The 13097-nt window shown below is 69.6% G+C and carries 10 protein-coding genes; 6 read left to right on the forward strand and 4 right to left on the reverse strand.

Going from position 1 to position 13097, the window contains the following annotated elements; translation table 11 throughout:
* The first annotated feature begins 143 nt into the window (after positions 1 to 143).
* Complete coding sequence (locus ACFV6H_RS17890; protein WP_385542738.1) at positions 144 to 659, forward strand: hypothetical protein; 516 nt, start codon at positions 144 to 146, stop codon at positions 657 to 659.
* 180 nt (positions 660 to 839) lie between these two features.
* Here the strand turns inward: ACFV6H_RS17890 and ACFV6H_RS17895 are convergent, their stop codons facing one another.
* The 3 genes from ACFV6H_RS17895 to ACFV6H_RS17905 are packed head-to-tail and all read right to left on the reverse strand — an operon-like array spanning position 840 to position 5814.
* Positions 840 to 3116 carry an RICIN domain-containing protein gene (locus ACFV6H_RS17895; RefSeq protein WP_385542741.1) on the reverse strand — a complete coding sequence of 759 codons (2277 nt, stop codon included), beginning with the start codon at positions 3114 to 3116 and terminating at the stop codon, positions 840 to 842.
* 23 nt (positions 3117 to 3139) lie between these two features.
* Positions 3140 to 4543, reverse strand: coding sequence for a ricin-type beta-trefoil lectin domain protein (locus ACFV6H_RS17900; protein WP_384984343.1), 1404 nt, complete (start codon positions 4541 to 4543; stop codon positions 3140 to 3142).
* Positions 4543 to 5814 (reverse strand): family 16 glycosylhydrolase, encoded by a 1272-nt coding sequence (locus ACFV6H_RS17905; RefSeq protein WP_385542744.1) that lies wholly within the window; start codon positions 5812 to 5814, stop codon positions 4543 to 4545. The genes ACFV6H_RS17900 and ACFV6H_RS17905 overlap by 1 nt, the downstream gene beginning before the upstream one ends.
* Positions 5815 to 6191: 377 nt before the next feature.
* Here ACFV6H_RS17905 and ACFV6H_RS17910 point away from each other — a divergent pair, with 377 nt between their 5' ends.
* The 4 genes from ACFV6H_RS17910 (at position 6192) to ACFV6H_RS17925 (ending at position 9900) form a co-directional block, all read left to right on the forward strand.
* Entirely contained in the window at positions 6192 to 7034 is an 843-nt protein-coding gene (locus ACFV6H_RS17910) for an endonuclease I family protein (protein ID WP_385542747.1), read from the forward strand.
* Between the two features lie 217 nt (positions 7035 to 7251).
* Positions 7252 to 7614, forward strand: a complete 363-nt coding sequence (locus ACFV6H_RS17915; protein WP_384789366.1) for a DUF1304 domain-containing protein — start codon at positions 7252 to 7254, stop codon at positions 7612 to 7614.
* A complete protein-coding gene (locus ACFV6H_RS17920) occupies positions 7611 to 8216 on the forward strand; it encodes a TetR/AcrR family transcriptional regulator (protein ID WP_385542751.1) in 606 nt (201 codons plus the stop codon). The genes ACFV6H_RS17915 and ACFV6H_RS17920 overlap by 4 nt, the downstream gene beginning before the upstream one ends.
* 178 nt (positions 8217 to 8394) lie before the next feature.
* Positions 8395 to 9900: a PP2C family protein-serine/threonine phosphatase gene (locus ACFV6H_RS17925; RefSeq protein WP_385542753.1), complete on the forward strand. Its 1506-nt coding sequence runs from the start codon at positions 8395 to 8397 to the stop codon at positions 9898 to 9900.
* Between the two features lie 39 nt (positions 9901 to 9939).
* Here ACFV6H_RS17925 and ACFV6H_RS17930 read toward each other — a convergent pair whose 3' ends face one another.
* Entirely contained in the window at positions 9940 to 11442 is a 1503-nt protein-coding gene (locus tag ACFV6H_RS17930; RefSeq protein ID WP_385542756.1) for a hypothetical protein, read from the reverse strand.
* 233 nt (positions 11443 to 11675) lie between these two features.
* On the opposite strand from ACFV6H_RS17930, the gene ACFV6H_RS17935 reads away from it, so the two are divergent.
* On the forward strand, positions 11676 to 12830 hold the full coding sequence (locus ACFV6H_RS17935) for an aminoglycoside phosphotransferase family protein (RefSeq protein ID WP_385542759.1): 1155 nt from the start codon (positions 11676 to 11678) through the stop codon (positions 12828 to 12830).
* Positions 12831 to 13097: the final 267 nt, after the last annotated feature.

Raw genomic sequence — 13097 nt, forward strand, 5'->3', positions numbered from 1 at the left:
CCTTCCCGTTACGGCCCCGACCGGCGCCCCCCGTCCGGTCGGGGCCTCTCTTTCTCAGGCCCGCCTTACGTGCTCAGGCCTCCGTTCCGTCGCGGTGGAGCCGGTCACAGGCGATTGTCCGAGCCTGCTGAGAGAGTCTGTGTGTGGCGGCAGAGGAAGAGACGGCAAAGGACAACAGGGACGACAGGGCAGGGCAGGGCGGCTTCGAGGCGGCCACGGGCGACGGACCGGTGCCGGGCACGGATCCGCGGGCGCGGGCGGCCGAGGTCCGGGTCGCCTTCGAAGGGCTGCTCCAGATCCGGCGGCTGACCCATACGGGCCCGGGCGATCCGGCGGCCACTCCGGCGCCGTGGGAGCGGCGGCGCCCGGTGCGGGCCGTCGCGCTCGCGCTGGAGGCGGCCGGACTGGCGCCGTCAGCGGTGGACGGGACCGGGCGGCGGACCGCCACCGGATTCCGTGTTCTCGCCGGTGAGCGGGCGGCGGCCGTACGGGTGGAGTGGGCCGGGCCGCACGGCGGCGGAGCGGCCCAGGAGGAGGAGCGCGCGCTGGCCGAGTGCGCCGCCGTACTGGAACGGCTGGGCTGGGAGGCGCTGGTCTACCGAGGCCCGCGCCGTCGCCGCTTTCTGGAGGCCGAGCCGATGGCCGGGCGGGCTCCCTGAGCCACCGGTACGGAGACCGTGCGCTGGCATGTCCCCCGCCTCCGGGAGTCCGGCAGAACGGCGTACAGGCGGCCCGCGGACGGGAGTTCCGTCCGCGGACCGCCTGTCGGTCTGTCGCCGTCTGCCGCCGCCGCTAAAGGCTTGGCCGGGCCTCGTCAGGTCAGGTCAGGTCAGGTCAGGTCAGGGATAGGCGACGAGATTCGCCACGTTCGTGGACGAGTTCGACGGCCCTCCCCGGTCATTGATGACATGCCGGATGGTCCCGGTGCCGCCGAGCGAGACCGTCACCATGTTGCGGAAGCGCACATTGGCGTTGTTGGGCACCTCGTACGCGTGCTCCGCCGTCACACTGTTGTTGACGTTGAAGAAGCAGTAGCTGCCGAGCCCGTACGCCTGATGGCTGGTCACGGACGGCGCCACCTTGTAGGCGGCGTAGCCCTGCGTCGTACCGTTCATCCAGGCCGCCTGGTTGGGCGGATCGTAGGGCATCTCGTTCTGGTAGAAGTACGTCTTTCCGCCGTTGCCGTTCCAGATCGTCTGATGCTTCTGGTAATGCTCGACGAACAGGCCGTACATCGTGACATCGGCGCCGTTCACGACCAGACCGGTGTCCGCCGTGTTGGTGTTCCAGCCCACGCCGCTGCCGTGGTCGGCGCGCCAGATCCACATATGGTCGCCGATCACATTGCGGCTGTTGACGACCAGACTGGTGGTCGCCTTGCCGACACCGGCGCCGCCGATGCGGAAGAACACATCGTGCAGTGAGGTCGGGTTGGCCGCGTGGCTCACGCCGGAGCCGTCGGCGCCGACCTCCATCAGCCGCTGGGAGTTGACGGGCCCGGCGTCGATGAGCAGACCGGCTACCTTGACACCGTCCACATCGGCCACCGACACCGCGGTGATGCCGTTGTCCGGGATGAACGTCGCGAGGCCCAGCCCGAGGACGACCGTGTCGGGACGGGTGATCCTCAAGGTCTGGTTGAGATGGTAGACACCCGGAGTGACCAGCAGGTTCTTGCCCTGCGCCAGCGCGGCGTTCATATCCGCGGCGCTCGCTCCCGGCTTCGCGATGTAGAACTGGTCCAGCGGGATCGACGTACCCGCCGGAGCCCCGGCCGACCAGGTCGTACCGCTGGAGTTGTCACGCAGCGCCGGGACGAACACCTTGTAGGCGCCGGCCTGGTCGATGTACAGGAACGGCTTCTCGCGCACCTGCGGAGTCTGGTCGACCGTGGTGTAGGGCGGGTTGGGGAAGCTGTTCGCGGGCGCGTTCCGCGCGCCGACGAACACCATGTTCCAGTTGGATCCCGTCCAGCTTCCCCACTCGGTGTTACGGGAGAGCCACTGCTGCTGGGAGCCGGACCTGACCTGGCCGTCGACCTTGGAGTCGGCCATGAAGCCACCGCTGGACCAGCCGCCGTCGTCCAGCGCCAGATTGCCGCGCACATGCATACGGCGGTACGGAGCGGCCTGAGAGACCGCCCAGCGGTCGGTGCCCGTCGTGGGTGTGACGGACAGGTTCTCGGCGCTGCGCCAGAAGTTCTGCGTGGCGTTCTGCGGCGGGAACCAGTCGGCCTCCACATGGACGGCGCCACGGATGTTGACATCGTCCGGCGAGAGACCGAGGCCGGCGACCTGGGTGTAGAAGCCGACATTCACATCGGCGTTGTAGGTGCCCGGCTTGAACAGGAAGGCGGCCCGCTGCGTGCCGAACTGATTGGTCTCCTGCTGGCGGAAGGTGGCGTCCACCCGGCTCTGGATGGTGGCGGCCGACATCGACGGATCGAAGACGGTCACATTGGGGCCGAGGTCCGGAGTGCCCGGAGGCACCGGCGGCTCCGCGGCCTCCACCCGGAAGGACTGCGCGCCCGATCCGTTGCAGGTGTACTGCTGGAGCTGGACGCTGTCGGCGGTCGAGGCGCTCGGCACATCGAGGCACTTGCCGCTGGCGCGGTTGACGAAGTGGTACGCGCCGTCGGCCTCCTCCACCGGCAGCCACTGCTGATTGGTGCCGTCGCTGTAGGTCCAGAGCTGGATCGCCGCGCCGTCGGCGGCCGATACTTCGGTCACGTCCCAGACCTGACTGTCGGCGTTGCGGTTGCCGGCCCTGACATGGCCGCCGCTGGTGGCGGTGAGGCTCCAGTGCTGGGCGAGGCTGCCGTTGCAGGTGTACTGCTGTACGGCGGTGCCGTTGCCGGTGGCGGCGGCGCGTGCGTCGACGCACTTGCCGCTCGTCTTGTTGATGACGGTGGCCCACCCGGTGGGCAGTGCCGCCGCAGCGGCACCGCCCACCGTGACACCGCCCTCCACGGCGGTCCCCGCCGCGGCCTCCTGCTGAGGCAGGGCGACCAGCGACATACAGAGTGCTGCCACGGTCAGCAGCAGGGTGAGCGGGGACAGCCGTCGGTACGGGCGGCGGCCCGGCATGGCACCGCCACCGTACGAGAGCGTGTTCATCTGTTCGTTCTCCTCGCCCGGCGTCAGCCGGTGTACTGAGCGAAGACGCGGGTGAAGTCCCACGCCTGCTGGCTGACACCGGAGCAGGTGTCGGCTCCGCCGCCGGTGCAGGGCCGGTCGCGGTTGACCGACCAGAAGGTCAGCCGTGCGAGATGGTGCTGCTGTGCGTAGGCGAGGATGGTGCGGAAGTCCGCGACGGTCACCGTCTCGCTGTTGTCGGTGATGCCGTTCATCGACGAGATGCCGATGCTGCGGTACGTCTGGTCGTCGCTGTATCCGTACGCGTTCTTGACCGCGTTCTTCAGGCCCTCGGCGGCACGGGTGGTGAGCGTGCCCATGTTCTGGCCCGCGCCTCCGAAGTTGAACGGCATGATCGTCCAGCTGTCCACCGTCAGACCGGCGGCGGCAGCGCGGTTGATCAGACTGGTGTCGGGGCCGTTCTGGCCGGTGCCGAAGGTGATGTACACCTTGATACCGGGGTTGTTGGCCTTGATGGTCTTGAGCGCGTCCACGGTGCGCTGCTGGACGGTGGGGCTGTCGTACGCCGCGGCCTCGATGTCGATGTCGATGGCCTTGAGTCCGTACGCGTTGATGACCTTCTGGTACGCGGCGGCCAGTTCACCCGCGCTGGAGCAGGAACTCTCCAGCTTGTTGCCGCTCCATCCGCCGAAGGACGGGATGATGTCGCCGCCCGCGCCGCGCACGGTGTTGATGGTCTGCTGGTCCACTCCGCCGGTCAGCGGGCGTCCGCCGTCCCACTGCGGATTGCAGTAGCCGTTGCTGAGCACGAACGCCAGGGTGAACCACTTCACGCCGGTCGCGTTCATGACCGTGGTCGGGTTCGGCGGGCTGCCCCAGCCGTTGTAGATGTACGGTGCGACCGCCATGGGTCCGCCGGGCGCGGGCGGATTGCCACCGCCCGAGGGCGCGGTCCACTTCTGGTTCGCGGCTCCGGTGCAGGTCCAGATCTGGAGCCGGGTGCCGTTGGCGGACGTGTTGCCCGTCACATCCATGCACTTGTCGGCCTGGGTGTTGACGATGTCACGGGCCGCCGAGACGGTCCACTTCTGGTTCGGGGTGCCGGCGCAGTCCCAGATCTGGAGCTGGGCGCCGTTGGCCGTGCTGTTGCCCGTCACGTCCAGGCACTTGCCGAGCGCGCGGATCGAGCCGTCGGAGGCGACGTCCCACTGCTGCGCGGCGGAGCCGTTGCAGTCGTAGAGCTGTACGGCCGTGCCGTTGGCCGGATTGGCTCCAGCCACGTCGACACACTTGCCGCCGAGGCCCGTGATCGAGCCGACCGCCGCGACGGCGGCGGTGGCCGGGACCGGCGTGCTGATGAGCGACGTGGCGAGGCCCAGCGCGAGCGCGGCCAGCAGGACGAGCGTTCTCAGCGGCGTTCTACTTCCGCGGAGGCCTGCGCCGGCCATCAGCGGTTCACCGTCCACTTCTGATTGGGCGTGCCGCCGCAGGTCCAGATCTGGAGCCGGGTGCCGTTGGCGGAGCTGTTGCCGGTGGCGTCCATGCACTTGTTGGCGCCGATGTTCACGACATCGCGGGCGGCGGGCAGGGCCCAGAGCTGATTGGGCGTACCGGCGCAGTCCCAGAGCTGGAGCTGCGCGCCGTCCGCCGTGCTGTTGCCCGTCACATCCAGGCACTTGCCGAGCGCGCGGAGCGAACCGTCGGCGCCCACGCTCCACTGCTGCGCGGCGGAGCCGTTGCAGTCGTAGAGCTGTACGGGCGTGCCGTTGGCCGGATTGGCTCCGGCCACGTCCACGCACTTGCCGCCGAGACCGGTGATCGTACCGCCGCCTCCGCCCGAGCCGCCGTCGTTGGTGGTGACACGCACATAGTCGACGACGAGCTGCGACGGGAACGGAGTGCTGCTGTTGGGGTCGCCGGGCCAGTAGCCGCCGACCGCCAGGTTCAGGATGATGAAGAACGGCTTGTTGAACACCCAGGCGCGGCCACCGAGATCGGCGGGCGTCCGCCGCTGGTAGACATTGCCGTCGACGCTCCAGGTGATGGCGTCGGGGGACCAGTCGATGGCGAAGGTGTGGAAGGCGTCGGCGAACGCCTGGCCGCCGGGCAGGGTGTAGCCGGCGCCTATGCCGCCCGAGCCGGAGTAGCCGGGACCGTGCAGGGTGCCATGGACGGTGCCGGGCTCGAAGCCGACGTTCTCCATGATGTCGATCTCGCCGCTGTTGGGCCAGCCGACGTTACCGATGTCGTTGCCGAGCATCCAGAACGCGGGCCACATGCCCTGGCCGCGCGGGACCTTCATCCTGGACTCGACACGGCCGTACTGCGCGGTGAACTTGCCGGAGGTGTTGAGCCGGGCCGAGGTGTACTCGCACCGGCCGTACCAGCACTGGTAGTTGCCCGGGTTGTCCTTGCGCGCGGTGATGACCAGGTTGCCCTGGCCGTCGAGGGCGGCGTTGTTGTTGCCGGCGGTGTAGTACTGCCGCTCGTGGTTGTTGACGTTGTCGCCGGTCTCGATCTGCCACCTGCCGCCGTCGACGGCCGATCCCGCGGGGCCGTTGAAGTCTTCCGAGAAGGTCACCGCGGCGATCGAGGCGTCGGAGCGCGCCTCGGGTGCGGGAGCCGCGCCGGCGGGCGACGCGGTCAGCAGACCGGTACAGCAGAGCAGGGCGAGCGCGGAGAGCGCCATCCGGCGTCCCAGAGGGATTCGCACAGTCATCACATCGCTTCAGTGGGGGGTCATGCACATGACATTGCAGCCGAGGGGGAGGTCGCGCGTGAGCGCCTCGGGCGCTTATTTCAGTACTTGATTTAAGGCAGGGTACGAGGGGCCGTCAAGAAGCTGGTATGGACCAAAGTTGACCAGATTCATGGCCGCCGCACATACATATGAACCCAGACCCTCCGCAACCGGGCGCCGGCGGCCGACCCAACGGTTGACTTGACCTGCACATGACCGACACTGTGTGTTCACACGAGGCCGCAGGGCCCTGTGGAAGGCTCCCGCTCAACCATGACGTCACGACCACTGCGGCGCCCGCCCCCACCCTGTGGCCGTGCGCCGTGACGGTCCCCGCCGGAGAGGACAGCTTCCCCATGTCCCGTCGCCAACGTCCCATCGGGCGCCTGCTGTTGGCCCTCGGTGCCGCCACCGCGGTGCTCGCCACCACCGCTGCCGCCGCACCGGCCGCCACGCCGTCCACGACCGTGATCTCCGCCTCGACCGCGGGCTCGGCGGGCGCCGTGGCCGCGCTCGACGACACGTACTACCAGAGCGCGCTCGGCAAGACCGGTCCCGCGCTGAAGTCGGCCCTGCACACGATCATCAGGAACCAGACGAAGATCTCGTACGCGCAGGTCTGGGACGCGCTCAAGAACACCGACCAGGATCCCGCGAACAGTTCGAATGTGATCCTGCTGTACAGCGGCCGGTCCCAGTCGAAGTCGAGCAACGGCGGCAACTCGGGCCAGTGGAACCGCGAGCACGTCTGGGCGCAGTCCCACGGCAACTTCGGCACCGCCACCGGACCCGGCACCGATCTCCACCATCTGCGCCCGGAGGACGTCGGCGTCAACTCCGTCCGCGGCAACAAGGACTTCGACCGGGGCGGCAGCGCGGTCTCCGGCGCGCCGGGCAACTACACGGACTCCGACTCCTACGAGCCGCGCAACGCGGTCAAGGGCGATGTCGCCCGGATGATCCTCTATATGGCCGTACGGTACGAGGGCGACGACTCCTGGCCCGACCTCGAACCCAACGAGCGTGTCAACAACGGCTCCACGCCCGTGATGGGGAAGCTGTCCGTGCTGAAGGCATGGAGCCTCCAGGACCCGCCGGACGCCTTCGAGAAGCGCCGCAACGAGGTCATATACAGCCAGTACCAGAACAACCGGAACCCGTTCATCGACCACCCCGAATGGGTCGAGGCCATCTGGTGAGCGCGGCGCGGCATGCCCGTACCTGATCACCGCCGGTGCCAGACTGTGCCGCGTTAACTCCAAGCGCCCCCACCGGGGAATGCTGGCCCGAGCCCCCGTGGACGCGCTTGTCCCGGGGGCTTCGGCTTGCCCGGGGCCGGCCATTCCGTTCCTGGACATGTGTCTATACTTCCTGGACACATGTCCATTCCTTGTCACGAGTACGGGGGCCCGCGCCATGCGGACAGTCGCGCACATCCTGGTCGGCCTGGTGGCCGTCTTCCATGTCTATGTCATGGTCCTGGAGATGTTCCTGTGGGAGCGCAAGCAAGGACGCGCGCTCTCCGGATTCGACGCCGAGCTGGCCCGTAGGACCGCGCCGCTCGCCGCCAACCAGGGCCTCTACAACGGCTTTCTGGCCGCCGGGCTGTTCTGGGGCCTGATCGCCGACGACCCGACCGGATACCGGGTCCAGATATTCTTTCTGATCTGTGTGGCCGTCGCCGGGGTGTACGGCGGGATCACCGCGAACCGGCGCATCCTGTTCGTCCAGGCGCTGCCCGGCGCGATCACTCTGGCCGCGGTCCTGGCGGCGGGATGACCGGAACACCGCCAGGCGCACCGCCACCGTCGGCTCCCGGAAAGGGTGCGGGCGATCCACGTACGGCCAGGACCCGGGCCAGACTGCGGCAGGCACTGCTCGACGAGTGTGCGGAACGGCCGCTCGAAGAGGTCGGTGTCGCCGCCCTGGTGCGCCGGGCCGGACTGGGCCGGGCCACGTTCTATCTGCACTACCAGGATCTCCAGGCGCTGGCCGTGGACGCCTGCGCGGAGGTGGTACGGGACGCCGTGGACGCCCTGCACGCCTGGCGAGGCGCTCCGGATCCACGCGTTCCGCCGCCGCCTCTCGTCCCGTTCTTCACCGCCCTCACCCCGCACGCCGCGCTCTACCGGACACTGCTGCGTCCGGGAGGCGGCGGCCCGCTGGGCGAGCTGCTCCACCGTGAGCTGCGCGAACGCAGCCGCGCCGAGCGGGCGCTGGCCGGCGCGCCCGCTCCGGAGCTGATCGCCTCCGCGGTGGCCGCCACCTTCACCGGAGTACTGGCGGACTGGCTGCACGGTCTGATCGAGGACTCTCCGGAGTCCATCGCGACCCGGGTCTGGCGGCTGCTGGTGGCGCTCCACCGGCTTCCCGTCGGCTGAGAAGGACCATGCCGTATCGAACATGCCGTATCCACGCTCCCGGCAGCCTGCGGCATATGCCAGAAGCATCGCCGCATCGAGTGTTGCCAAACGCCTTACGGGCCCGGGGCGCCTGTGCGAGAGTTCATAACAGTCCATTAGTTGGACCAGACAGTGCCGCGCCGTATCGGAGTACGAGATGCCGTCCCCTCTGTTCGCGGACCGTCCTGCCCCGCAGCCTCCCGAGCGGGGGACGGTGGAAGCGCTCATCAGCCAGACGCGTCAACTGCGTGGAGAGGTGGACGCCGTGCGCCGTGACACCGAGCCGGACGACGATGACGCGCTGTGGCGCTGGCAGCGGGCGCTCTGCGATCTGGCGGTCCATCAACTGGACGATCTGGGCGCGCACTTGGAGGAGCTGAAGGCCGGGCGGCCGGAGGGCTCCGGCTCGGCGGAACCGGCGCGGGAGCAGCACCGCGTTCCTCGCCACCGGCAAGGGATCCAGAACGGCGCCGGCGGCCTTTCGCCGGGCCGGGTCGGCAGCGCGGAGTGGGATCTGCTCACCGACGAAGTGAGCTGGTCGGACGAGCTGTTCGAGATCTTCGGCCGGACGTCGGAGAGCGGACCGCTGTCGCTGGACGAACTGCCCTCCCTGGTGTTCGCGGACGACCACACGCTGCTCACCGCGATGGTGACGGAGTGTCTGATCGACGGGAAGCCCATGGACGGCGAGTTCCGTATCGTCAGGCCCGACGGCCGGGTGCGTACGCTGCATATGACGGGCGAGCCGGTCGTCGACACCGACGGCTGCACCGCCTCCATGTGGGCGGTCCTGCGTGACATCAGCGAACTGCGCCGCAGCGAACGGGCGGTGCGCGACTCACGGGACTCGCTCCACCGCGAGCAGCACATCGCGCAGACCGAGCGTCGGCTCGTGGGCGAGTTGCAGGAGGCCGTTCTGCCGTCCTGGCGCGGCTCGTCACGGCTCGCCGCCCGTAACGGGTCCGCCGCGCCGGACGTCGCGGCGCTGGACGTGGCCGTACGCCATCTCCCGTCCGCGGCCGATCCGTTGACCGGCCGGAACTGGTACGACGCCCTTGAACTGCCCGACGGCGACACTCTGTTGACCGTCGGCGAGCTGACCGGCCAGGGCATGGCCGCCGCCTCCTCCATGGCGATGGCGCTGGGCGCGCTGCGCGGCATGGCCGTGGCGGGCATCGAGCCCGGCGCCCTGCTGGGCCATCTCAATCAGCTCCTCGACACCTCCGAGCAGCCCGCGCTGGGCAGTGTGCTCTGCTCCCGCTACAACCCGAGGACCCGGACGTTCGCCTGGGCACAGGCAGGACACCCCGCCCCGCTGCTGTTCCGCGACGGGACGGGGCGTGTACTGACTCCGCCGGACGGCGTGCTGCTCGGCGCGACCTCGGGAGCCGCGTACGAGCAGGCCGACATCCGGCTCCGGCCCGGAGATCTGCTGGTGCTGTACACCGACGGGCTGACGCGCGACGGTGACACCACCGGCACGGACCGGGACCGGCTCCTGGCGCTGGCGCCCCGGCTCGCCGGGACCCGTACCGCGCAGGAGTGTGCCAGGGCGGTCGTCGAGGAGTTCGGCGAGGCCGAACGCACGGACGGTGCCTGTGTGATGGCCGCCAGGGTCGGCGGCCCGGGTGGGACGACCGAGCTGTCCGAGGACGAAGACTGAGGCGCGCTGTACCGGAGGGGTGCGCTGTATCGGAGGCTGCTAGATGTCGGCGCTCCCGGCCTTCCTGGCGGGATTCTTGGGCAGGGCCAACTGGATCTCCTGACGCAGGTCCTCGATCTTCCCGTGGCCCGCGTACTGGCCTGTGAGCCGGTACATCTCCCGCAGCCGGTCCCAGGTGCGGTGCGACGAGGTCTCCCCCATCGACACCAGCGCGAGACGCGCGTACCGGTCCGCCTGCTCCGGATCGTCCGCGATGAAGCACGCGGACGCCAGCGAGATGTAGTCGAAGATCTTGGACCGCTGCCGGCCGCCGCCCCGTAGCTCCAGCGCCTTCTTGGCATGGCTCTGCGCCACGGTCGCCGCCGCCGGTTCGTGGTCGGCGAGCGTACGGAAGGCCAGCGCCTCCATCCCGTGCAGATCGGCCTCGTCGAACATCTGCATCCAGCAGGGCGGCGGCACATCGCCCTTGTCCGAGACGAAGAGTTCCTCCGCCTCGCCCAAGGTCCTGCGCATGGCCTGGCCACGGCCCATGGACGCCTGTGCCCAGGCCTCGATGGTGCGCAGCATGGCGCGTGTACGGGGCAGAGTCTCGCCGCCGGAGCCGGACTTGGCGAGCTTCATCAGATCGAGTGCCTCGTCGGGCCGGCCGAGATGGATCATCTGCCGGGCGGCTCTGGACAGGGCCTCACCGGCACGCGGCCGGTCGCCGCCCTCGCGTGCCGCGTGGGTGGCGATGACGAAGTACTTCTGGGCCGTGGGTTCGAGGCCGATGTCATGGGACATCCACCCGGCGAGTACGGCGAGGTTGGCGGCGACGCCCCACAGGCGCCGCTGGAGATGGTCGGGATGGCGGTAGGCGAGCATGCCGCCCACTTCGTTGAGCTGGCCCACCACCGCCTTGCGCTGGAGCCCGCCGCCGCGGGCGGCGTCCCAGGCGCGGAACACCTCCACGGAGTGCTCCAGCGCGTCGATCTCCTGCGACCCGATGGGGGCGGCCTCGTAACGGTCGAACCCGGCGGGGTCGGCGTGCAGGGGATCGTCGAGCCGGGGCGCGTCCGACGCGAGCGCGGGGTCGGAGTGCAGCCAGTCGTGCATGGCGCTGGTGAGTGCGGAGCCTGCGGTGAGCGCGGCACCCGCGCCGACCAAGCCTCGACGGTTGAGCATGAGGTCCATTCCCGTGAATTCGGTGAGGACCGCTGCCGTCCGGTCGGGCGCCCACGGCAGACCGTCGGGATTGTCGGTTTTCCCGGCGCTCCCGGCGTTCCGTCGTTTCCCCGCGCGCCCGTTCCGTACGAACCCGAGGTCCTCAATGGTCACGACACGACCGAGCCGCTCGGTGAACAGGGCCGCCAGCACTCTCGGCACGGGATCGCGCGGGGTCTCCCCCATGTCGATCCAGCGCCTCACCCGCGAGGTGTCGGTGGCCAGCTGAGGGTGGCCCATGGCCGCCGCCTGCCGGTTCACCATCCGCGCGAGTTCGCCCTTGGACCAGCCGGCCAGGCCGAACAGATCCGACAGACGGGTGTTGGATACTCCGCTCACGTCAAGCCCCCAGGTTCTCGGCTGACTTGACAGTAGCCCTCCGGCAGATGCATGGCGACTATTCGCCAGGCTTCGCCAGGGTGCGCCAGATGGTGTGCCACCCGCACTCGGGTGTCGGGTAGGAAAGCGCCACCCCGCCCCGGCGGCAGGACGTACTCCCCAGGGTGCCGAAGGGCCGCCGGGGCGGGACGGCGCACGCAACTCGTCGGCACACGAAGGGATCTGTATCGCCCATGTACACAGCATCGTCCTCCGTGTCCGCTCCGCCCCGGTCGCAGCGTACGGTCGTGCCCGGGAGCGGACCGTATCTCGACCCCACCCATGTCGGGCGGACTCGGATCAGGACGGGAGCCGTCACCCAACCGCTCAGCGGGAGACTCGACTTGTCCGGCCCTCAGGGCGCGCAGCTGCGGATGGCCATCGCGTCGGTGCACCGGATCTGTCCGGAGTTCAAACCGGTACAGGTACTGCGCCGCAGCGGCCGGTCCGTACTGCTCGTCGGAACCACCGGGCGCACCACCGCGGTCGCCAAGTGTTTACTGGACCACTCGCCGGTGTGGACCGAACGGTTCCGGCATGAAATAGCTGCCTACCGTTCCTTCGTACGGCACCGGCCACCGGTGCGGGTGCCCCGGCTCGTCGCCGCGGACCCGGACAACTGCGCGCTGGTGATCGAGCGGATGCCCGGCCGGGCCGCGGCGCTGGCCCGCCATCCGGTGGAGGCACCGCCGAGGGCCGATGTACGGGCCGCGCTCGGCGCGATCGCCCGGCTCAACACCTGGCGGCCACCGGCCGGACTCTTCGACGCGCCTCTCGACTACGCGTCACGGATCGCCCGTTACCACGAACTGGGTCTGTTCACGGACCGCGATCTGGGCGACCTCCAGAAGCTGCTGCACGGTCTGGCGGCCGGCCGGCAGGGGATGGGCCAGTTCTGCCACGGCGACGCCCTGCTCTCCAACATCCTGCTGTCACCGGCGGGCCCGGTGCTGGTCGACTGGGAGCACGCGGGCTGGTACCTGCCCGGATACGATCTGGCGACGCTGTGGGCGGTGCTCGGGGACGCTCCGGCGGCACGGCGCCAGATCAGCCAGCTCGCACAGGTCAGAGGTCCCGCCGAGCGGGACGCGTTCCTGGTCAATCTGATGCTCGTACTGACCCGGGAGATCCGGATGTACGAGACGGCGGTGCAGCGCGCGATGCACGAGGCGCCGGAGCCCAGCGCGGGCCCGTCGTCGTCCCCCTCCTCCTCGTCCGCCGCCGGAGCCTCCGCGGCCGGGCAGTGCGGTCCGGCCACCGGCGAGGAGCAGCGGCTGCTGCTGCGCCGGCTGCACGACGACTGCGCGATGGCGCGGCGTGCGGTGCGTGCCGCGGTCGGCACCCGCTGATCCGTTCCACCGACCGGAGGAAGAGAACCGCGTCGCGTGCCCCGTGCCGACACACGGGGTGCGTGGTGCGTCGATATGGCTCTCCCTGGGACGGCGCCGCTCCAGGGCGACCACCGCGCTCTGCGTTCGAGCCGTGAACCGGGCGCCGGACAGCGGGCCTTGTTCCTTCATTGGTTCACTCCACTGACGCGCCGCAGGCCGGAACACCACCGCTGCGAAACTCCAGGAAACCCGCGCTGACGTGGGAAATCGCCTCTGTGGCGGATG

Origin of the sequence: Streptomyces sp. NPDC059743, from assembly GCF_042732975.1 — a bacterium.
In the GTDB taxonomy this organism is placed as follows: domain Bacteria; phylum Actinomycetota; class Actinomycetes; order Streptomycetales; family Streptomycetaceae; genus Streptomyces.

Coding starts and splice junctions, on each gene's coding strand:
- ACFV6H_RS17895 (WP_385542741.1), bottom strand. CDS start 3,116: ATGAACACGCTCTCGTACGGTGGCGGTGCCATGCCGGGCCGCCGCCCG.
- ACFV6H_RS17900 (WP_384984343.1), bottom strand. CDS start 4,543: ATGGCCGGCGCAGGCCTCCGCGGAAGTAGAACGCCGCTGAGAACGCTC.
- ACFV6H_RS17905 (WP_385542744.1), bottom strand. CDS start 5,814: ATGACTGTGCGAATCCCTCTGGGACGCCGGATGGCGCTCTCCGCGCTC.
- ACFV6H_RS17910 (WP_385542747.1), top strand. CDS start 6,192: ATGTCCCGTCGCCAACGTCCCATCGGGCGCCTGCTGTTGGCCCTCGGT.
- ACFV6H_RS17915 (WP_384789366.1), top strand. CDS start 7,252: ATGCGGACAGTCGCGCACATCCTGGTCGGCCTGGTGGCCGTCTTCCAT.
- ACFV6H_RS17920 (WP_385542751.1), top strand. CDS start 7,611: ATGACCGGAACACCGCCAGGCGCACCGCCACCGTCGGCTCCCGGAAAG.
- ACFV6H_RS17925 (WP_385542753.1), top strand. CDS start 8,395: ATGCCGTCCCCTCTGTTCGCGGACCGTCCTGCCCCGCAGCCTCCCGAG.
- ACFV6H_RS17935 (WP_385542759.1), top strand. CDS start 11,676: ATGTACACAGCATCGTCCTCCGTGTCCGCTCCGCCCCGGTCGCAGCGT.